This is a genomic window from Streptomyces sp. NRRL F-5123 (assembly GCF_000721495.1).
In the GTDB taxonomy this organism is placed as follows: domain Bacteria; phylum Actinomycetota; class Actinomycetes; order Streptomycetales; family Streptomycetaceae; genus Actinacidiphila.
On sequence record NZ_JOHY01000033.1, the window covers coordinates 12,491 to 32,686 of the forward strand.

Annotated in this window: 16 protein-coding genes and 2 tRNA genes; 14 read left to right on the plus strand and 4 right to left on the minus strand. The window is 73.9% G+C overall.

Features of this window, described 5'->3' with window-relative positions:
• Positions 1-7 precede the first annotated feature (7 nt).
• Positions 8-1,378, minus strand: a complete 1,371-nt coding sequence (locus IH54_RS0123765) for an ABC1 kinase family protein (protein ID WP_031520214.1) — start codon at positions 1,376-1,378, stop codon at positions 8-10.
• Positions 1,379-1,921: 543 nt separating this feature from the next.
• On the opposite strand from IH54_RS0123765, the gene IH54_RS0123770 reads away from it, so the two are divergent.
• The 5 genes from IH54_RS0123770 (at position 1,922) to IH54_RS0123790 (ending at position 6,432) form a co-directional block, all read left to right on the plus strand.
• On the plus strand, positions 1,922-2,500 hold the full coding sequence (locus IH54_RS0123770) for a hypothetical protein (protein ID WP_031520215.1): 579 nt from the start codon (positions 1,922-1,924) through the stop codon (positions 2,498-2,500).
• 139 nt (positions 2,501-2,639) lie between these two features.
• Complete coding sequence (locus IH54_RS0123775) at positions 2,640-3,239, plus strand: M48 family metallopeptidase (protein ID WP_078862478.1); 600 nt, start codon at positions 2,640-2,642, stop codon at positions 3,237-3,239.
• Between the two features lie 72 nt (positions 3,240-3,311).
• The gene (locus IH54_RS0123780; protein WP_031520217.1) at positions 3,312-4,961 is read left to right on the plus strand and encodes a TerD family protein; all 1,650 of its coding nucleotides are present in this window, start codon (positions 3,312-3,314) and stop codon (positions 4,959-4,961) included.
• A 6-nt stretch (positions 4,962-4,967) separates the two neighbouring features.
• Positions 4,968-5,651, plus strand: a complete 684-nt coding sequence (locus IH54_RS0123785) for an AIM24 family protein (protein WP_031520218.1) — start codon at positions 4,968-4,970, stop codon at positions 5,649-5,651.
• 16 nt (positions 5,652-5,667) lie between these two features.
• Positions 5,668-6,432 carry an AIM24 family protein gene (locus IH54_RS0123790; protein ID WP_031520219.1) on the plus strand — a complete coding sequence of 255 codons (765 nt, stop codon included), beginning with the start codon at positions 5,668-5,670 and terminating at the stop codon, positions 6,430-6,432.
• A 105-nt stretch (positions 6,433-6,537) separates the two neighbouring features.
• On the opposite strand, the gene IH54_RS0123795 is transcribed toward IH54_RS0123790, so the two are convergent.
• Together IH54_RS0123795 and IH54_RS0123800 are read right to left on the minus strand one after the other, a co-directional pair.
• Positions 6,538-7,071 (minus strand): NUDIX hydrolase, encoded by a 534-nt coding sequence (locus IH54_RS0123795; RefSeq protein ID WP_031520220.1) that lies wholly within the window; start codon positions 7,069-7,071, stop codon positions 6,538-6,540.
• Positions 7,068-8,579: a zinc-dependent metalloprotease gene (locus IH54_RS0123800; protein WP_031520221.1), complete on the minus strand. Its 1,512-nt coding sequence runs from the start codon at positions 8,577-8,579 to the stop codon at positions 7,068-7,070. Before IH54_RS0123800 ends, IH54_RS0123795 begins: the two co-directional genes overlap by 4 nt.
• Positions 8,580-8,747: 168 nt before the next feature.
• On the opposite strand from IH54_RS0123800, the gene IH54_RS0123805 reads away from it, so the two are divergent.
• From IH54_RS0123805 to IH54_RS0123820, 4 genes are all read left to right on the plus strand, one after another.
• A complete protein-coding gene (locus tag IH54_RS0123805) occupies positions 8,748-9,851 on the plus strand; it encodes an SDR family oxidoreductase (RefSeq protein WP_031520222.1) in 1,104 nt (367 codons plus the stop codon).
• A gap of 109 nt (positions 9,852-9,960) precedes the next feature.
• Positions 9,961-10,422 carry a molybdenum cofactor biosynthesis protein MoaE gene (locus IH54_RS0123810; RefSeq protein ID WP_031520224.1) on the plus strand — a complete coding sequence of 154 codons (462 nt, stop codon included), beginning with the start codon at positions 9,961-9,963 and terminating at the stop codon, positions 10,420-10,422.
• A gap of 156 nt (positions 10,423-10,578) precedes the next feature.
• The gene (locus IH54_RS40135) at positions 10,579-10,788 is read left to right on the plus strand and encodes a hypothetical protein (RefSeq protein ID WP_043182016.1); all 210 of its coding nucleotides are present in this window, start codon (positions 10,579-10,581) and stop codon (positions 10,786-10,788) included.
• A 69-nt stretch (positions 10,789-10,857) separates the two neighbouring features.
• Positions 10,858-11,943, plus strand: coding sequence for a PDZ domain-containing protein (locus tag IH54_RS0123820; RefSeq protein ID WP_031520226.1), 1,086 nt, complete (start codon positions 10,858-10,860; stop codon positions 11,941-11,943).
• A 65-nt stretch (positions 11,944-12,008) separates the two neighbouring features.
• Here IH54_RS0123820 and IH54_RS0123825 read toward each other — a convergent pair whose 3' ends face one another.
• Positions 12,009-12,575, minus strand: a complete 567-nt coding sequence (locus tag IH54_RS0123825; protein ID WP_031520228.1) for a PPA1309 family protein — start codon at positions 12,573-12,575, stop codon at positions 12,009-12,011.
• 132 nt (positions 12,576-12,707) lie between these two features.
• Between IH54_RS0123825 and IH54_RS0123830 the strand changes: the two genes are divergently transcribed.
• From IH54_RS0123830 to IH54_RS40140, 5 genes are all read left to right on the plus strand, one after another.
• A complete protein-coding gene (locus IH54_RS0123830) occupies positions 12,708-15,614 on the plus strand; it encodes a UPF0182 family protein (protein ID WP_324607815.1) in 2,907 nt (968 codons plus the stop codon).
• Between the two features lie 41 nt (positions 15,615-15,655).
• Positions 15,656-15,732 (plus strand) — tRNA-Met (locus IH54_RS0123835).
• 837 nt (positions 15,733-16,569) lie between these two features.
• Positions 16,570-18,270 (plus strand): tetratricopeptide repeat protein, encoded by a 1,701-nt coding sequence (locus IH54_RS0123840; RefSeq protein WP_031520232.1) that lies wholly within the window; start codon positions 16,570-16,572, stop codon positions 18,268-18,270.
• 386 nt (positions 18,271-18,656) lie between these two features.
• Positions 18,657-18,733: transfer RNA gene (locus IH54_RS0123845), tRNA-Met, on the plus strand.
• 257 nt (positions 18,734-18,990) lie between these two features.
• Positions 18,991-20,160 (plus strand): hypothetical protein, encoded by a 1,170-nt coding sequence (locus tag IH54_RS40140; protein ID WP_052397793.1) that lies wholly within the window; start codon positions 18,991-18,993, stop codon positions 20,158-20,160.
• Positions 20,161-20,196 lie beyond the last annotated feature (36 nt).

Sequence of the window (20,196 nt, forward strand, 5' to 3'; positions counted from 1 at the left end):
CCCGCCCTCACCCGGACGCGGCGCCTCCGTCCGCTCCGGACTCCGCGCCTTCGGGGTCGAAGCCGGGCAGCCACTCCTGCAGCTCCGCCCGCAACCGCACTGTGGCACCCAGCTGGCACAGCACGCCCACCGTGCTCAGCGTCACCCGGTGGATCAGCAGATAGGACGGCGGCAGGTTCAACTGCTTGCCCAATTGGTGCGCGGGCGAGCGGGGATCGGCGATACGGGCCGCCTGCGCGCGCATCCACGCCCGGTCGAAGGAGAACTCCTCGCGCCCGGCCGGCTCGATGATCGGCTTGAGGTAGTCCAGCACCGCGTCGGAGTCGAGCTTGATCGTCGGCTTGACGAAGCCCTCCTCGCGCAGCATCGCGTGCACCTGCTCCGCCTCGCCCTCCAGCGCCAGCCGCAGCGCGGTGCCGATCGGCAGCGGCAGCCCCTCGGGCAGCCGGTCGACCGTACCGAAGTCCAGCACGCCCAGCCGCCAGCCCGACACCGGGCCCTCGTCCGTCAGCAGCCGGAAGTTGCCCGGATGCGGATCGGCGTGCAGCAGGCCCGTGCGGGCCGGCCCCGCGAAGAGGAAGTGCGCCAGCAGCTGCCCCGCCCGGTCGCGCATCTCCCGGCTGCCGCCGGAGATCACCTCCGACAGCGGCACGCCGTCCATCCACTCGGTGACCAGCACCTGGTCGGCCTGGTGCACCACATCGGGCACCACCACGTCCGGATCCCCGGCGAACTCCACCGCGTGGGTGTGCTGGGCCGCCGCCTCCAGTGCGTAGTCCAGCTCCTCGGAGACCCGTTCGCGCAGCTCGGCCAGCAGCGGCTTGACGTCCATGCCCGGCACCAGGGGCCCGAACAACCGGGCCACCCGGCCCAGTTGCGACAGGTCCGAGAGCAGTGCCGCCCCCGCGCCCGGATACTGCACCTTCACCGCGACCTTGCGGCCGTCGCCCCACACCGCGCGGTGCACCTGCCCGATCGAGGCAGCCGCGGCCGGCATGTCCTCGAACTCGGCGAACAGCGAGCGCCAGTCCGCGCCCAGCCGCTCGGCCAGCACCCGGTGCACGGTACGGGCCGGCATCGGCGGGGCCGCCTCCTGGAGCTTGGTCAGCGCCGCGCGGTAGGGGCTCGCGACGTCCTCGGGAAGCGCCGACTCGAAGACCGAGAGGGCCTGGCCGAACTTCATGGCCCCGCCCTTCAGCTCGCCCAGCACCTTGAACAGCTGCTCCGCGGTGCGCTCCTGCAACTCGACGGCCACTTCGTCGGCCGGCCTGCCCCCGAGCCGCTTTCCGAGCCCGAGCGTGGCCCGCCCGGCGAATCCCAGGGGCAGTGCAGCCAGCTTCGCGGTACGGGTCACAGCCTTGCGCGGAAGATCGGACATGCGCGCCTCATTTCGCGTCGGTCACCTCGCCATTGTGCCTGGCCCCACCGGCTGCCCGGTCAAGAGCGGGTCAGGATACCGCCCGGTCACTCTCCGTGCCCACCCCGCGGAGGCGTCCTGTGACGCCGGTGGTGGTTGGGCAAAGCGTGTTCGAACGTTCCTGACGACGCCTAGGTCCGGCCGGATGAAACCGCCGGCCGGGAGTCCGTCCTGGTACGACGCGGCGACGAATACCGTGTCCACGGACGCGAACTCGGTGAACGGCTTCAACACCTGGCTCGGGGAGCAGCACGTCCCGCCTGCATCGGCCAGTTCCAGGACGGGTTCGACGCCCAGGAGGGGGACGTCAGTGGCTCGTAGCCGCAAGGCGCGGACCGGCCGGGCCGTCGCGCTCGGCGCGGTGGTTGCCGGGCTGGTGCTCGGGGGGTGTTCCGGGGGTGGGCACAAGCCGGACGGCGGCCTGGCGGTGGGACGCGGAGCGACCCTGCTGCGCGTGAGCGGGAAAGGGGCCCCCACCGCGCTGCCCGCCGCTTCACCGGGCCGGTGCCGATCGGGGCGCGCCCCGACGGCTCGCTCGTCGTCCTGGACGCCGGGCGGGTCTGGTCGGTACGCGACGGGCACGCCTCCGCCCTGACCGACACCGCAGGTGCGGCGGACGGCCTGGGCCCCGGCATCGTGGGCGGGGCGGGAACGGCGTACGTCGTCCCGGCGGGGAAGAACCGGCTCGACGCCGTACGCGTCGTCCCCCCGGCCGGGAGGACACACGCCCTGCACGTGACCGGCCACCTGCCGGGCGGCTCCGCACCGGTCTCCGGGCTCGAGGTCTACACCCTCGCCCCGGCCGGCGACGGCTTCTACGCCACTGCCGGCATCCCCGACGGCGCCGCCACCTACCTGATCCGCGTCCACGGCACCGCGGCGGACGTGCTCGCGGCGTTCGGCGCGCCTGGCAAGGCCACGACGTGCGCCGCGGGGCACCCCTACCCCGCCCTCGGCAATCCCTGCGTCATGCCCTACTTCGCGCTCCCGCTCGGCGAGCGCGTGCTGCTCGTCGGCCAGAGTGCCGGTCAGGCGCCGGGACCAGCCCTCGCCGTGCGCGCCACAGCCCCTCCGGGGGCGTAAAGACGCAGGTGGGCGACCTGCCTCAAGAGGGGGATCCGGTGAAGAAAGTCGTTCAATATGCGTAAGAAGCGACGTGATTCCCCGGGCAACTGGCCTGGAGACGGGACTTCCCGGACGGACAGCGGGTACGGTCGACAGCGTGTCGGCCGATCCAGCGCGCAATCTCGCCAGCCACCCCGCCCGCAGCCACCGGACGAGCACGGTGGAAGTTCGCCGCAGCGCCCGGCGACGACGGACCGTGTCCGCATACCGCGACGGCGACCGCACCGTCGTGCTGATCCCGGCCCGCATGTCGGCGGCCGAGGAGCAGCGCTGGGTGACCCTGATGCTGGAGAAGCTGGCGGCGCAGGAGAGCCGCCGCACCCCCGGCGACGCGGAGCTGGCCGCCCGCGCGGAACGGCTCTCGGGCCAGTATCTCAGCGGCCGCGCCGTACCCGACACGGTACGCTGGGTCACCAACCAGAATTCCCGCTGGGGCTCCTGCACGCCGTCCGAGGGCACCATCCGGCTGTCGCACCGGCTCCAGGGCATGCCGGAGTACGTCATCGACTACGTCCTGCTGCACGAGCTGGCGCACCTGCTGGTGCCCGGGCACGGCCCGGCCTTCTGGAAGCTGCTGGAGAGCTACCCGCGCACCGAGCGCGCCCGCGGCTTCCTGGAGGGAGTGGCGGACCGCGAGGCCAGGGGCGGTCGGGACGAGGGGGACGACCTCGACGCCCCGAAGGCCATGGGGGAATAGCCGCTGTGCGCGCGACCGGTTAGCCTGTCGCAACGCACACGCACGCCAGACGGGACGGGGGCCGGTCGATCCATGGCCAGGGAATTCCAGCGCGGCCACAAGGCCAAGATCAGCGATCTGACCGCGGGTACGGATCTGTACGTCGGCGTCTCCATCGCCGCGCCGGGCCTGACCTTCGACATCAGCTGCTTCGGTCTGGACGCCAAGGAAGAGCTGTCGGACGACCGCTACTTCGTCTTCTTCAACCAGCCGAAGTCGCCCGAGGAATCGATCCAGCTGCTCGGCCCGCAGTCCGGCGACACCGAGTCCTTCCGGGTCACGCTCGACCGCATACCCCCCGCGGTGCACCGGCTCAGCTTCACCGCGACCATCGACGGCGACGGCCAGATGTCGCAGATCGGTCCCGGCTACCTGCGGCTCGTCGCGGGCGGCGAGGAGGTCGTGCGGTATTCGTTCACCGGCGCGGAGTTCTCCACCGAGCGCGCCGTGATGCTCGCCGACATCTACCTCAAGGACGTGTGGCGCTTCGCCGCGGTCGGCCAGGGCTTCGACGGCGGGCTCGCCGCGCTGCTGCAGAACTTCGGTGGCGAGGTCGCCGAGGAGCAGCCGGCCGCGCCCGCGCAGTCCGCGGCCCCCGGCTTCGCCCCGCCCCCCGGCGCGCCCGCCCCCGCCCCGGGCTTCGCCCCGCCCCCGGCCGCCGCCGCCCCGCCCGCCTTCGGCACCCCGCCGCCGGCCCCCGCGCCGCCGGCCCCCGCCTTCGGCACCCCGCCCGGCGACGTCCACCAGGCACCCACCATGGTCGCCCCGCTCGGCCAGCCCACCGCGCCGCCCTTCGGCCAGGTCCCGCCCCCCGGGCCCACCCCGGGCGCGCCCGGCTCCTTCCCCGGCCAGCCCGCGCCGCCCGGCCCGCCGGGATACGCCCAGCCGCCCGGCGCGCCCGCGGGATACGGCCAGCAGCCCCCGCCCGGATACGCGCAGCCCCCCCTCGGCGGCCAGCAGCCCGCCTTCGGCCAGCCCCCCGCCGCCGGATACGGCCAGCCGCCCGTCCCCACGCAGGGCGCGGGCATGGCCGTCGTCATGCAGAAGTACCGCGAGCTGCCCACCGGCCAGCGCTGGACGGCCCAGAACCCCAAGATGATGCGCGCCGACCTCGCCCAGGGCGGCGGCCAGGCGGTGCTCGCCCGGCAGGGCAGCATGGTGCTCTACCAGGGCAAGGTCGACTTCGCCTACAAGGGCGCGGGTTTCACCGGCCGCATCGTCGGCAACATGACCGGCCAGGAGATGCAGCTCATGCGCTGCACCGGCAACGGCCAGGTCTTCTTCGCCGAGAACGCCTCCTACCTGCATCCGATAGAGCTGCAGAACGACGCCATCTGCGTCTCCGCGGAGAATGTGCTCGCCTTCGACGAGGGCCTGCAGCACGAGGTGCGCCGGATCGAGGGCCACGGCATCCCCGGCGGCGCGCTGTTCACCATGCTCTTCCAGGGCACGGGCACGGTCGTGGTGAAGACCCACGGCACCCCCGTGGTGCTGCCCGTCACCCCGACCACCTACGCCGACAGCAACGCCATCGTGGCGTGGTCGGCCGGCGCCCAGGTGATCGTCTCCAGCCAGGTGCGGCTGCGCAGAAGTGCCTACCCCGGCCACAGCGGCGAGACCGTGAACCTCCAGTTCCGCGGCGCTCCCGGCAATTTCATCGTCGTCCAGCCCTACGAGGTGTGACCCGCCATGGACCAGCAGATGATCGCGGGCTACGCACCCACCCCGGTGGCGGCCCGGATGGAGAACCACGGCTCGCACATGCTCAAGGTCGCCATGGTGACCGGCCAGGACCTGTTCGCGCGCACCGGATCCATGGTCGCCTACGAGGGCTTCGTGCAGTACGAGCCGAATCCCCCGGCGGTGCGGCAGATGGCCTCGGCGTGGCTGACGGGTGAGAGCACGCCCATCATGAAGTGCAGCGGCGACGGCCTGCTCTACCTGGCCGACTACGGCGCCGACGTGGTGTGCCTGAACCTGAACAACGAGTCGGTGTCGGTCAACGGCACCAACCTGCTCGCCTTCGACGCCCATCTGAGCTGGGGCGTCGAGCGGGTCAAGGGCCTGGCCAAGTTCGCCGGGCAGGGCCTCTTCAACGTGGGCGTGTCCGGCAGCGGATGGGTGGCGGTCACCTCCCGCGGCACCCCGATCGTGGTCGACTGCGGCCGCGGCGAGGACGAGACGTACGTCGACCCGGACGCGCTGGTGGCCTGGTCGTCCGGCCTGAAGATGAAGGCCAAGCGGAGCTTCAGGGCCGGCTCGCTCATCGGGCGGGGCAGCGGGGAGGCCTTCCAGATCGCCTTCTCCGGGCAGGGCTTCGTGGTGGTACAGCCGAGCGAGGACAGCACCGACCGCCTGCGGGCGCGGGGCTGAGGGGGAGCGACACATCATGCAGAGTCCGCTGTTCGCGTACACCGAGGTCCAGAACCAGGACCACTACAGCCTGCAGAACTCCTACCTGCTGCGGGTGCGCCTCGACGGCAACACCGGGCCCGACTGCCTGGCCCGCAAGGGATCGATGGTCGCCTACCAGGGGATGATCGAGTTCGACGGCGAGTACCAGTCCCACCAGCAGCGCGGCAACCGCCACCGCACGGGCGAGGGGCTGGACCTGATGCGCTGCTCCGGCCAGGGCACCGTCTACCTCGCCAACCTCGCGCAGCAGATCCACATCCTGGACGTCGACCACGACGGCCTGACGGTGGACAGCGCCTACGTCCTCGCCCTCGACTCCGGCCTGCACTGGGACGTCATCGCGGTGGACAGCCAGTTCGGCCTGTCCGGCACGGGCCAGTACAACCTCAACATCGCCGGCAACGGCAAGGTCGCCCTCATGACCTCGGGCAAGCCGCTGATGATGCAGGTCACGCCGGACAAGTACGTGTCGTGCGACGCGGACGCCGTCGTCGCCTGGTCCACGGGCCTGCGGGTCCAGATGCAGGCGCAGACCAGCAGCAGCTCGGTGTGGCGCCGCCGCGGCAGCACCGGCGAGGGCTGGGAGCTGAACTTCGTCGGGCAGGGCTACGTCCTGGTGCAGCCCAGCGAGCAGATGCCGCCGCAGCACGCCGAGATCGGCAGCGGCCTGCGCGCCCAGTACGGCATGGGCCAGCAGGGCGCCCGCGGGCAGAACGCCGGCAACATCTGGTCGAACTGACCGGCCGCCCGGGAGGAGCCGAGGAGGGCCGGGGAGAGAGCGTGTCGCGCTCCTCCCCGGCCCTCCGGCACGCTCACAGCGGCGCGCGCGGGCCCTCCTGCACGCTCACAGCAGCGCGCGCGTCCGCTCCAGCAGCATCCGCACCGAGGTGTCGGCGACCTCCGCCACCTCGTCGTAGCCGAACCACCGCAGATCCAGCGACTCGTCGCTCATGACCGGCTCCACGCCCTGCGGGGCCAGCGCCGCGTACTGCACGTCCAGATGCCATGCGCACGGCGTCGTGTGCCGGTCCAGCCGCACCGGCTGCGGCGCCAGCAGCCGCAGCCCCGCGAGTCCCGACTCCTCGGTGGCCTCGCGCAGCGCGGACTCCGCGAGCGTGCCGTCCTCCGGCTCGCAGTGGCCGCCCATCTGCAGCCAAATCTTGATCTTGGCGTGCAGCGTCAGCAGCACCCGCTCCCGCGGCGGGTCCACGACCAGCGCGCTCGCGGTGATGTGCCCGGCCTTGCACTGCTGCCACAGCCCGTCCGCGCCGTGCTCGGCCAGATGCGCCAGGTAGTCCTTGCGCAGCACGTCCTGCTCGGCGCCGGGCGCCTGCCAGCCCTCCAGGACGGCCACCGCGTCCGCGTACAGTGCGCTCACTTGCCGCTGCCGCCCTTCGCCGGGCCGTCGGTGGAACCGTCGTCACCGCCGCCGTCGGCGTCGTCGGCACGGTCCGTGCCGTCGGTGCCGTCCGTGGCGTCGGCGCCGTCCGCCGCCTCGCCGAGCATGCGGTCCAGCTCGGAGAAGTCGATGTCCAGGGACTCGCGGTGCACGAAGCCGTCCGGGTCGTCGAGGTCCGCGGCGGTCGGCAGCATGTCCGGGTGCGCCCACAGGCCGTCCCGCCCGTCGACCCCGCGGGCGTCCGTCAGCGACGCCCACAGCCGCGAGGCGTCCCGCAGCCGGCGCGGGCGCAGTTCGAGCCCGATCAGCGTCGCGAAGGTCTGCTCGGCGGGCCCGCCGGTCGCCCGGCGGCGGCGCAGCGTCTCGCGCAGCGCGCCCGCGGACGGCAGGTGCGGGGCCGCGGCGGCGTGCACGACCGCGTCCACCCAGCCCTCGACGAGCGCGAGCGCCGTCTCCAGCCGGGCCAGCGCCGCCTTCTGCTCCGGGGTGTCCTCGGGCTGCAGCATGCCGCCCTGCAAGGCCTCCTGGAGCTGCTCGGGCTGCGTCGGATCCAGCTGGCCGATCGCCTCCTCCAGCCGCGCGGTGTCCACCTTGATGCCCCGCGCGTAGCCCTCGACGGCGCCGAAAAGATGGGCCCGCAGCCACGGCACGTGCGCGAAGAGCCGCTGGTGGGCGGCCTCGCGCAGGGCGAGATACAGCCGCACCTCCTCCATCGGCACCCCGAGCCCCGCGCCGAACGCCGCCGCGTTGGCCGGCAGCAGCGCCGCCTTGCCCGCGGGGCCGAGCGGCAGCCCGATGTCGGTCGAGCCGACGACCTCGCCGGCAAGCGTGCCGAGCGCCTGCCCGATCTGGGAGCCGAACATCGCGCCGCCCATGGAGCGCATCATGCCGAGCAGCGGGCCGGTCATGGCCTGCATCTCCTCCGGCATGACGTCGCCCATCGCGCCCGCGACGCGCTCGGCGACCGGGTCCACCAGGTCCTTCCACACCGGGAGCGTGCCCTCGACCCACTCCGCGCGGCTCCAGGCCACGGCGCTGCCGGCGCCGGAGGGCAGCGACGTCACGCCGTCCAGCCACAGGTCGGCCAGCCGTACGGCCTCCTCGACCCACGCGCGGTCGGCGCGGCCGACGGAGGTGTCCTTGACGCCGTCCGCGGTGCCCTGGGCGACGGTCTGCCGGGCGATGTCCCGCGCCATGTCCCAGTTCACCGGGCCGCCGTCGTAGGAGAGCATCTGACCGAGCTGCTGGAAGGCGGCGCCGAGGTCGCCCGGGTTCATCGATCCGAACATCGCCGCGAAGGGGTTGTCGCCGCCCGCGCCGAACGGATTGGCGCCGAAGGGGCCCGCGCCCCCGAAACCGAACGGATTGGCCGGACCACCGCTTCCCCCGGCGCCGTCGCCCTCCCCACCGCCCTTGTGCTGCTTGCCTTCGTCGCCGTCCTCGGGCTCCTCCGGAGGGACGCCGAATCCGAATGGGATGTCGCTCACGGGATTCCTCGGATCTGTGTCGTGGTGGGCTGTCGTGGTCGGCCGGGTGTGATGGGCTGTACCCCCAAGCCTAGACACCTGTCCGGCAGGATGGCTGCGTGCGTGGCGGGTACGGGCCGCGTACGCCAAGGCCGCGTACGTAACTGAGACAACCGTGGGAGACACCCGGTGAGTTCCCCAGATGGACACGTTCGCCCAGAGCGGAGCGCCGCCCGCAGCGGTGCGGGGCCGGTGGTCGCGGTCACCGGTGCCGCGTCCGGCGTCGGGCTCGCGCTGGCCCGTCGTCTGACCGAGTCCGACCAGGTCAGGAAGGTGGTGGCGATCGACGAGCGGCGCGGCGAGGTTCCGGAGGCGGCCTGGCGGGTGCTCGACGTGCGCGACCCGGCCATCGCCGAGCGGCTGCGCGGCGCGGACGTGGTGGTCCACCTCGCGGTGGACCTCGACCTGGAGTCCGACCCCAAGGCCCGCTCGGCCTTCAACGTGCGCGGCACCCAGACCGTGCTCACCGCCGCCGCGGCGGCGGGGGTGCGCCGGGTCGTGCTGTGCACCTCGGCGATGGTCTACGGGGCCCAGGCCGACAACGACGTGCCGCTCGCCGAGGACGCGCCGCTGCGGGCGACGTCCGAGGCCAGCTTCGTCGACGACCTGCTGGAGATCGAGCGGCTGGGCCGCCGCGCCCCCCGCGCGCACCCCGGGCTGAACGTCACGATCCTGCGCCCCGCGGTGCTGGTCGGCGGCACGGACACCGCCCTGACCCGGTACTTCGAGTCACCGCGGCTGCTGGTCGTCGCGGGCAGCCGCCCCTGCTGGCAGTTCTGCCACGTCGAGGACCTGGTGTCGGCGCTGGAGTACGCGGTGCTGGAGAAGGTCGAGGGGGAGATGGCCGTCGGCTGCGACGGCTGGCTGGAGCAGGAGGAGGTCGAGGAGCTGAGCGGCATCCGGCGCATGGAGCTGCCGCCGGCGATCGCCTTCGGCGCCGCCTCCCGGCTGCACCGGCTGGGGCTGACGCCCTCGCCCGCGGGTGACCTCGCGTACACCATGCACCCGTGGGTCGTCAGCGGCAGCCGGCTGCACGAGGCGGGCTGGCGGCCGCGGTGGTCCAACGAGGAGGTGCTCGCCGAGCTGCTCAAGGAGGTCGCGGGCCGCAACTCGGTGGCCGGGCGGCGGCTCGGCCGCAAGGACGCCACCACGCTGGGCGCGGCGGGGGCCACGGTCGCACTCGTCGGCACGGCGGCGCTGGTCCGCCGGGCGCGCAAGCGGCGCGGCCTCTGAGCAGGCGGGACAGGGGCGGGGACATGGGCGCGGGACCGGGACGGGCACGGGGAGGGGGCTGCGCCGGAGGCCCGGGGCGACTTTCGGCGGCGCGGGAGGATGAGGGAGCATGGCCCGCATGACACCCACCGTCCCCTCCGACCCCGCCGGGCCGATCCGGCTGCTGGCCGTCCGCGACACCCCGCTGTCCCTGGACGAGGTCTTCGCGGCGGTCGGCGACGACGCGGCGGGCGGCACGACGCTCTTCGTCGGCACGGTGCGCGACCATGACGGCGGCTCCCGCGCGGCCGTGACCGGCCTGACGTACACCGCGCACCCCAGTGCGCAGGACGCGCTGCGCCGGGTCGCGGAGAAGGTCGCCGCGGACTTCCCCGTCACGGCGCTGGCCGCCGTCCACCGGGTGGGCGAGCTGCGGGTCGGCGACCTCGCGGTGATCGTGGCGGTGTCCTGCCCGCACCGCGGCGAGGCCTTCGCGGCCAGCCGCCGGCTCATCGACGACCTCAAGGACCAGGTGCCCATCTGGAAGCAGCAGACCTTCGCCGACGGCACCGAGGAGTGGGTCGGCGTCTGACCCGCCGCCCCGCCCGCGCGCCCCGGGCGGTCCGCTGCCAGGGGGAATTCCGGTTGCGTAACCCCGCGCCCCGGCCGAGCGTTGACCCGGTGGGTCGTTAATCTGCTCATAGGTCGGTTATGACGTTTTCGTCATGCGTCGGGTCGGGAGTTCGCCGTGGCGGCACTTGCGTGGTTGGTCATCCCCCTGTTCGGTGTGCTGGTCGCCGTGGTCTGGGCGCGCTGGGCGGCCCGGGGCCGCACGAACGCGGACGGTGCGTCGCTGGCGGGATACGAGCGTTTCCGTACGGCGATGCAGCCCGGTGAGCGGCCGCCGCTGGTGATGGGCAAGGGCGACACGGACGAGACCGACGCCGAGCCGGTCTGAGCCCGCACGGGAACCCTTCCGGGCTCACCCGGGAGCCCGTACCGTGCACCGGTCACGTACTGTCGTTCCATGCCCAGTCGTACCGCGACGCTGATCACCTCGACACTGACGCTGATAGCGCTGCTCGGCGTCGCGCTGCTCGTCCCGACGCCCTACTCGGAGATGTCGCCCGGCCCCACGGTGAACACCCTGGGGACCTACGGCGGCGACACCGTGATCCAGATCTCGGGGCGCAAGACCTACCCCGCGGACGGGCATCTGAACATGACCACCGTCCGGGTCACCGGTGCCGATTACCACATGAACCTGGTCGAGTCGGTCTTCGGCTGGCTGCGGCACGACGACAAGGTCGTCGAGCACGACACGCTCTACCCCAAGGGCCAGACGGCCGAGCAGTCCGACCAGCAGAACGCCGAGGAGTTCACGCAGTCCCAGGACAGCGCCAAGGTGGCGGCGCTGAAGGAGCTGAACATCCCCGTGCCGTCCCGCGTCGTGGTGGCCGCGGTGGTCAGCGGCGGCGCCTCGCAGGGCGTGCTGCACGCCGGTGACGTGATCAAGGCCGTCGACGGCACCGAGGTCAAGCAGCCGGACGACGTCGCGACGCTGGTCACCAAGCACAAGCCGGGCGAGCCGGTGGTCTTCACGGTCGTCCCCGCGGCGCAGGCCAAGGGCAAGGCCGTGGACGGCGTCCCGGGCAGGAAGATCACGATCACCACCCGCAAGTCCGCCGACACCGGTCCGAGCCGGGCCGTGGTGGGCATCCAGGCCGGGGTCGAGCACCTCTTCCCGTTCAGCATCGACATCAAGCTCGCGGACGTCGGCGGCCCGAGCGCGGGGACGATGTTCGCGCTGGGCATCATCGACAAGCTGACCCCGGGCAACATGACCGGCGGCCACTTCGTCGCGGGCACCGGCACGATCGACGACGACGGCACCGTCGGGCCGATCGGCGGCATCAGCCTCAAGACGATCGGCGCCCGCAACAAGGGCGCCCAGTACTTCCTGACCCCCGCGGACAACTGCGGCGAGGCCGCCAAGGACATCCCCGGCGGCCTCACCCTGGTCAAGATCACGACCCTGGACGACGCGGTGAAGGCGCTGGCGGACATCAAGTCCGGCAACACCGAGGCGCTGCCCAGCTGTACCAAGAGCTGACGCGCCGGCATACTGCCGGGCCCGCGGCAATACGCCAGGACCCGGCAATACGCCGGGCCGCGGGCCTACGCCTCGAACGTCGCCGACAGCGCGTCCGCGAGCCCCGGCACCAGGCCGCCGCCGGTCAGCACCTCGGACGGGGTGTCCTTCGCCCGCAGCCGCACCGCGGACTCGCGCGCGCCGTCCCGCAGCACCGCGACCGTCATCCGCACCTCCTGCCGCTCCGGGTGCGCGGCCACCCAGGCGGCCAGCGACGCGTCGTCCATGCCCTCCGGGATCGCCGCCTCGGCGGACGGCGGCAGCATCAGCCGCTCCACGGTCAGGGCGCAGCCGCTGATCACGTCGGGCCAGGCGATTGTGGCCAGGAACTCGTCGAGCGGCGCGCCCTCCGGCAGCTCGTCCTGCTCGATCGGGGTGAGCGCCCCCGCGGCGGCGGCCGCCTCCTCGTCGGCCAGCCCGAGCTGCGCGGCGAGCGCGGGCTCCTGGGCCTTCAGCTCGGCGGTGTCGACGAGGGCGAACAGCCGGGCGGGCTGGTCCCAGCCGAGGCCGGAGGCGTATTCGTCGATTTCCAGGACGGCACGGGTCAGCGGGTTCGCCGCGAGCGGCGTTCCTTCGGTCGCGTTGTTGGACATGGTGCGTATCCTCCCCCTTCCCCTGCCGGAATCGGGAACCGGCCAAAGCGTGGTGAAGTTGCATGTGTGGGAGTCCGACCCGGGACCAGCGGACAAAAGCCGACATTCGCCACTATTCGAGGTGCACGACCCTTGGTATTCCAGATGCCCGACCGCGGTGGTGCGGGGGCTGCAGGGCACAGCAGCAGGCCCGGGCGCCACTCCCGCACGGCCGTCGCGCTCATCGTGGTCCTCGGCGTCCTCGCCGTGCTGATGACCGGGCTGGTCACCCTCTCGGGCCTGTGGACCGACCTGCTCTGGTACCGCTCGGTGCACTACTCCTCGGTCTTCTCCACCATGACCCGCACCAAGGCCGCCCTCTTCGCCGGCTTCGGCCTGCTGATGGCCCTCGGCGTCGGCCTGAACATGTACCTGGCCTTCCGGATGCGCCCGCCGCTGAGCGCCATGTCCAGCGAGGAGCAGAGCCTGGACCGCTACCGGATGGGCCTGGCGCCCTACCGGATGTGGGTGCTCGCCGGGATCTGCGGGGCGCTCGGGGTCATCGCGGGCGGCGCGGCGGCCGCCCAGTGGCGCTCCTGGCTGCTGATGGCGCATTCCACCCCCTTCCACACCAAGGACCCGCAGTTCCACAAGGACGTGTCCTTCTACACCTTCCAGCTGCCCTGCTACCGCTTCCTCGTCGGCTTCGGCTTCGCGCTCGTCGTCCTGTCCCTCCTCGCCGCCGTGACGGTGCACTACCTCTACGGCGGGGTGCGCTTCACCTCGCCCGGCGCGCGCGTCACCGGGGCCGCCACCGCGCACCTGGCGATCCTGCTCGGCCTGTTCGTGTCCCTCAAGGCCGCCGCCTACTGGCTGGACCGCTATGCCCTGGCCGTGCGCTCCGGCGGGTCCGGCCGCGCTGCCCGCGGCTGGACGGGCCTGCGCTACGTCGACGCCAACGCCTACCTGCCGGCCAAGACGATCCTGTGCTTCATCGCCGTGATCTGCGCGCTGCTCTTCTTCGCCACCGCGTGGCGGCGGACGTGGACGCTGCCGGCCGTCGGCTTCGGCCTGATGGTGCTGTCCGCGATCCTGATCGGCGGGCTCTACCCGGCCGTCATGCAGAAGTTCCAGGTCCTGCCGCACGAGTCCGCCAAGGAGGCCCCGTACGTCCAGAAGAACCTGGACGCGACCCGGGCCGCGTACGGCCTGGCGGACACCGAGGTCACGCAGTACCCCGGCGTGGACGCGGCGCCCACCGCCGTCCCCGCCGCGGACGGCAGCCTGCGCAAGGAGGCCGGCGACGCGGCGAGCCCCACGGTGCTGGACCCCAAGGTCGTCTCGCCCGCCTTCCAGAAGCTCCAGCGCGGCAGCTCCGCCTACGAATTCCCCTCCACCCTGGACGTCGACCGCTACCAGGACGGCGGCACGGCCAAGGACACGGTCGTCGGCGTGCGCGAGCTCAACAGCGACGGCATACCGCACGGCGACTGGACGGACGACCACCTCGTCTACACCCACGGGTACGGTGTCGTCACGGCCGACGGCAGCGCGACCAGCAGCGACGGCACCCCGCTCTTCGGCGGCCGGGACCCGGGCACGCTCGGCCCTTCCGGCGACTACCAGCAGCGGATCTACTTCGGCGAGCAGACGCGGCAGTACGCCATCGTCGGTGGCGGCACCCCGGAGATGGACTACGCGGACGGCACCAGGGGCGGCGGGACGACCACCACCTACCAGGGCAAGGGCGGGGTCAGCCTGAGCAACCCGCTGACGCGCGCCGCGTACGCGATAAGCCTCGGCGAGCCGCGGATCCTCTCCTCCGGCGACATCGGCAAGGGCTCCAGGATCCTCTACAACCGCACCCCCAAGGAGCGGGTCGCGGCGGTCGCGCCCTGGCTGACGATCGACGGCGACCCCTACCCCACGGTGGTCGGCGGCAAGGTGCTGTGGGTCGTGGACGGCTACACCACGAGCGACGACTACCCGTACGCCAGCCGCACCCACCTCGGCGACGCGACGGCCGACTCGCTCACCGACGGCCGCCGCCAGGTCCTCACCGACCAGAACGAGGTCAACTACATCCGCAACTCGGTCAAGGCCACCGTGGACGCCTACGACGGCACGGTCACCCTCTACCAGTGGGACGAGCAGGACCCGGTGCTCAAGACCTGGATGAAGGCCTTCCCGCACACCGTCGAGCCCAAGGCCGACATCCCCGCCGGTCTGCTGCCCCACCTGCGCTACCCGCAGGACCTGTTCAAGGTGCAGCGCTCGATGCTCACGACCTACCACGTCACCCAGGCCGCCGACTTCGGCGCGTCCGGCCAGGTGTGGGACGTGCCGGACGACCCGGCGGCCAAGGCCGGCAAGGCGGTGCCGCCGTACTACCTGGATCTGCGGATGCCCGAGGGCCCGAGCGCCAAGACGTACTCGCTCACCAGCACCTTCACCCCCGCCAAGGGGGAGAGCATGAGCGCCTTCATGGCCGTCGACGCCGATCCGACCAGCCGCGACTACGGCACGATCCGGCTGCTGCGGATATCCGCCGGCGCCGGCGCGGACGGCCCGGCGGCCGTCCAGTCGGCGATCGACGCGGCCGGCCGCTCCGCCCCGGCCGCCGACCAGCTCAAGAGCCTCGGCGCGAACGCCACGGTCGTCCACGGCAACCTGCTGACCATCCCGCTGGACCGCGGGCTGCTCTACGTGGAGCCGGTCTACGCGCGCGCACCCGAGGCGGACTACCCGCAGCTGGTGAGCGTCGCCGCCGTCTACGGCGACCGCACCAGCTACCGGCCGACGCTCGACCAGGCCCTCGACGACCTCCTCGGACCCGCCGCGGCCAAGGACGCCGCCCCGCCCGGGAAGGACCCCGACGCCGCCCTCGACAAGGCGCTGGACGACGCGCAGCAGGCCTACGCCGACCGGCAGGCCGCCGAGCGCAAGGGCGACCGGGCCGCCTACGCCGCCGCCCAGCGGCGGCTGGACGCGGCGCTGGACGCGGCGCGGACGGCGGAGAAGGCCACGGCGACCCCGCAGGCCCCCGCGGGGAAGGGCTGAACGAGCCGGGCCCGCGCCGTGGTACGGTGAACACACAACGACGCGGGGTGGAGCAGCTCGGTAGCTCGCTGGGCTCATAACCCAGAGGTCGCAGGTTCAAATCCTGTCCCCGCTACCAATCGAGACCCCCTCCGGCTTCCGGCCGGAGGGGGTCTCGTGCGTTGTGGCACGTCAGGCGCGGGCCGGTGCGGTACGTCACCGCGGGGCCCGTGCCGGGCGGGCACGGAGGGTGAACATTCGTCACGCCGATGCGGGGCGCTCTGCTAGATTGCCGGGAGGCGATCGACGCGGGGCGAAGTGGCCCGACGGGCGCACGGTCCGCCGGGTGTGCGGCCCGGGGGCGTGGGTCCGCAGCCTGTCCCCGCTACGGCATGAAGCAGGCCCGAAGTCAAGCGACTTCGGGCCTCTTCGCTTGTTCGGATGAATCCGGGGAAGGAGCGTTTGGTGTGACGTCATGTCGGGAAGTCGACAAAACGCTGTAGAGACCGGCGGGTTGGGGTATACCAGGTGTACGCCGTTAGCGGGTGGTGCGACGATGGAGCTCATGGGGGATGGTGCAAGGCTGCTGAACACTCGTCAGAACCGTGGTCGCCACGGTCCGGCGGGCGAGCTCGCGCTGCCCGCCCCGACTGACCCGTCCGCCCCGGGGGCCCCGGCCCCTGGTGCGCCCGCCGCCGTGCCCGCCGGCCCGGCCGCCCCGCAGTCCGCCGCGACCCCCGCCGCCCTGCTCCCCGCTCCCCGCACCTCCGAGCCGCCCGTGCCGGGCGGGGGCGAGGCGGCTGCGCCGGACGGCGTCGGTGGGGGCGTGCCCGTGCAGGGTGCTCCCGGCGGAGGGGCCGTGCTGCCCGCGGGGCGGGACGCCGGCGGGGTGCCCGGCGCACTCACCGCTGCCGACATCGCGCGCGCCGCCGGGCTGCCCGGCGGCGCGGAGGGTGACGACGGCACGCCCTTCGAGCTGCCCGACGAGGACACCCTCGCGCTGCGCGAGGAAGCCGAGATAGAGGCCCGCCACCGGCGCGCGGCCGAGCGCGGCGACCCCGGCGCCATGAGCGCGCTCGGCACCCTGCTGCTGCGCCGCGGCGACCTGGACGGCGCCGAGCCGTTCCTGCGTGCCGCCGTCCAGCACGGCGACCGCGCCGCCGCCAACAACCTGGGCCTGCTGCTGCACCAGCGCGGCTGCGCCGACGAGGCCGCCGGGTGGTGGCGTATCGCCGCGGTCGCCGGCTCCGCCGCGGCCGCGCACGCCCTCGGGCGGCACTACCGCGAGCGCGGCGACGAGCCCGGCGCCGAGTACTGGCTGCGCCAGGCGGCGGAGTCCGGCCATGTGCTGGGCGCCTACGCGCTCGCCGACCTGCTCGACCACCGCCGGGACGGCGCCGCCGAGCGGTGGTTCCGCGCTGCCGCCGAGCACGGCCACCGCGAGGCCGCCTACCGCCTCGCCCGCTTCTGCGACGCCCGCGGCGAGAACCACGAGGCCGAGCAGTGGTTCCGGCAGGCCGCCGCCCGCCGCCACCGCCGCGCCGCCCTGCGGCTCGGCAATCTGCTGGAGGAGCGCGGCGAGACCAAGGAGGCCACGCACTGGTACCTCACCGCCGCCCGCGACGGCGAGGCCAAGGCCGCGTGCGCCCTCGGCTTCCTGCTGCGCGACGCCGGCGACCTCGACCAGGCCGCCACATGGTGGCGCCGCGCCGCCCAGGCGGGCGACGGCAACGCCGCCAACGCGCTCGGCGCGCTGCACGCCCAGGAGGGCGAGCCGCAGACCGCCGAGCGGTGGTACCGCGCCGCCCTGGAGGCCGGCGACATCAACGGGGCCTACAACCTCGGCCTGCTCTGCGCCGGCCAGGGCCGCGCCCCGCAGGCCGAGCAGTGGTACCGCAAGGCCGCCTACGCCGGGCACCGCGAGGCCGCGAACGCGCTCGCCGTCCTGCTGCTGCAGCACGGCGACGCCGAGGGGGCCGAGCCGTGGTTCTCCAAGGCCGCGGAGTCCGGCAGCATCGACGCCGCCTTCAACCTCGGCATCCTCTACGCCGGGCGCGACGAGCCCGCCGCCGCGCGGGTCTGGTACGACCGCGCCGCCGCGGCCGGGCACGCCGGGGCCGCGCTCCAGGTGGCCATCGCCCTCCAGCACGAGGGCGACCACCACGGCGCCGAACGCCACCTGCGGTGCGCCGCGGGCGGCGGCAGTCCCGATGCCGCCTTCCGCCTCGGCGCGCTGCTCGACGCCCGCGCCCGCGAGTTCGAGGGCGCGGAGGCCTTCGGCGACGAGGCCGCGGAGTGGTACGAGCGGGCGGCGCGGCAGGGGCACAGCCGCGCGCAGGTGCGGCTCGGCATGACCGCCGCGAAGTGCGGCGACATCGAGCTGGCCGCGCACTGGTACCGCCTGGCGGCGGAGGCCGGGTCGCGCAACGGGGCCTTCAACCTCGGCCTGCTGCTGGCCCGCGAGGGCAGCGAGCCCGAGGCCGCGCTCTGGTGGACCCGCGCCGCCGACGCGGGCCACGGCCGCGCGGCGCTCCGCCTCGCCCTCCTCTCCGCCCGCCGCGGGCGCCTCGCCGACGCGCAGACCTGGTGCGCCCGCGCGGTGGCCTGCGGCCCGGCGGAGGTCGCAGAACGCGCGACCCGCCTGACGGCGGTCCTGACGAGCGAGCTGACCGCGTAGCCCTCGGGGCACGCGTCTGTGGGGCGCGTGGGGCACGCGTCTGTGGGGCGCGTGGGGGGCACATCCCAGGCGAAGCCCTGGGGGAGGACCGCGCGCTCAGCCGCATTCGTGGCGCGGGTCGTCACCGGCCCGAAGGGGCAGTCCGGTTCTCCCCCAGCGCTCCGCCCGGGAGGTACCCCCAGGACCACCTGCCGCGCGCGAAGCGAGACGGGGGTACCCCCAGGCGAAGCTGTGGGGAGGGGGGCTCGCGCAGTGCCCCCCAGGCTCCGCCTGGGGGGCACCCCCCACGCGCCCCTGGGGGCGCGGACGCGACACCTGCCAGCGGCCCCACCCGGGCAGGGATTTGCGCTGATCACAAGCGCTCCGCTAAAGTAAAGACACAACGACGCGGGGTGGAGCAGCTCGGTAGCTCGCTGGGCTCATAACCCAGAGGTCGCAGGTTCAAATCCTGTCCCCGCTACCACGGACGAAGACCCGGAGGCATTGCCTCCGGGTCTTCGTTTTTTGTTCTGCTTCGGGCAAAGTCCGGGCATATCAGGTGGAGGCGGGCACCCCGGAAGGGAATGCTGAAGAGAGGATGAACTGACGGATCCTCAGGAGGCGCGCGTGTGGCGGTGGCTGCGGAGTCGGGGCGGGCGGGGTCGAGGCGCGGCAGCGGCCGAGGCGGGGGCACGCTGGGCCGCGTGGTGCTCGGCGGCGGAACGCGGGGGGCCCGCGGACGTGGACGTCCTCCTCCGCCGCCTGCTCGGGCTGCCCGCCCAGGGCGCGGAGTACGAGCGCGAAGCCGCCCTCGCCGCGCTGGGCGCGACCCCGCCCCGGCTGCTGCTCCGGCTCGACCGCGCCGCCCGCCGCGCGGGCACCCCGCAGGCCGCGGGCGGTGACGTCCTCGGCCTGCTCCTGCGGTCGTTCGCGCCCGACGGGCGGGTGCGGGAGGACGCCGTCACGGCGCTGGCCGCCCGTGGCGGGCCCACGGCCGCCGCGGGCCTGGCGCTGCGCAGCGCCGACTGGGTCGAGCCCGTCAGGAGCCGCGCAACCGCCGCGCTGCTCGCCCGCAGCGCCCCCGACGAGGTGGCCGCCGCCGTCCGCGTCCTGCTGCGGCTCGCGGGCCGCAGCAGGACGGGCGCGCTCCTCACCGACTACCGCGGGCTGCTGTGCCGACCCCCGTACCGACGCGCCCTGCACGCGCTCGCCGCGGACCCCGACGGGCCCGCCCGCCGCTTCGGCCTCGCGCTCGCCCTGGAGGTGGGCGAGTACGCCTGCGGCGATCTGCTCAGCGCCGCGCTGCACGACCACGACCAGGAGTGCCGCACGCTGTGCGCGCAGCGGCTGCTCGACCTCGACCCCGGCCAGGCGGCCCGCCTCCTCCAGGCCCGCGACGCGGCGGTCCGTGAGATCGCGGTCTCCGCGCTGCCCCTGGATGTGCCCGCGACCCGGCTGGTCGCCCCGCTGGCGGACCGCGCGCGCAGGGTGCGGGCGACGGCCCGCTGGCTGCTGTACGGGCGCGGGGAGCCGCCTTCCGCGGTCTACCGGCGGCAGATCGCCCGAGCGGGCCGTACGACGCCCGCCCGGCATCTCGCCGGCCTCGCGGCCGGGCTCGGGGAGTGCGGTGACGCGGGTGACGTGCCCGTGCTGATGCGGCTCCTGGACCTGCGGCGGAGCGCACCCCCCGCGGTGCGGCGCGCCGCCGTCCACGCGGTGGGGCGGCTGGCGCCGCGGGCCGAACTCGTGGCCCTCCTCGGGCCGCTGGCGCGCGACTCCGACCCCGGGGTCGCCCGGGAGGTCTTCGCGGCGTTTGCCGCGCGGGCCGCGGACGGGGTGCCCGCGGAGATCCGCCGGCTGGGCTCCGTCCGCTCCGAGCCCGCGGTCCGCCGCGCCGCGGCCCGCCTCTGAGCCCAGCGCTCGCGGCGAGGGTGCGCACGGCGCGCG

Coding starts and splice junctions, on each gene's coding strand:
- IH54_RS0123765 (WP_031520214.1), bottom strand. CDS start 1,378: ATGTCCGATCTTCCGCGCAAGGCTGTGACCCGTACCGCGAAGCTGGCT.
- IH54_RS0123780 (WP_031520217.1), top strand. CDS start 3,312: ATGGCCAGGGAATTCCAGCGCGGCCACAAGGCCAAGATCAGCGATCTG.
- IH54_RS0123785 (WP_031520218.1), top strand. CDS start 4,968: ATGGACCAGCAGATGATCGCGGGCTACGCACCCACCCCGGTGGCGGCC.
- IH54_RS0123790 (WP_031520219.1), top strand. CDS start 5,668: ATGCAGAGTCCGCTGTTCGCGTACACCGAGGTCCAGAACCAGGACCAC.
- IH54_RS0123810 (WP_031520224.1), top strand. CDS start 9,961: ATGGCCCGCATGACACCCACCGTCCCCTCCGACCCCGCCGGGCCGATC.
- IH54_RS0123820 (WP_031520226.1), top strand. CDS start 10,858: ATGCCCAGTCGTACCGCGACGCTGATCACCTCGACACTGACGCTGATA.
- IH54_RS0123825 (WP_031520228.1), bottom strand. CDS start 12,575: ATGTCCAACAACGCGACCGAAGGAACGCCGCTCGCGGCGAACCCGCTG.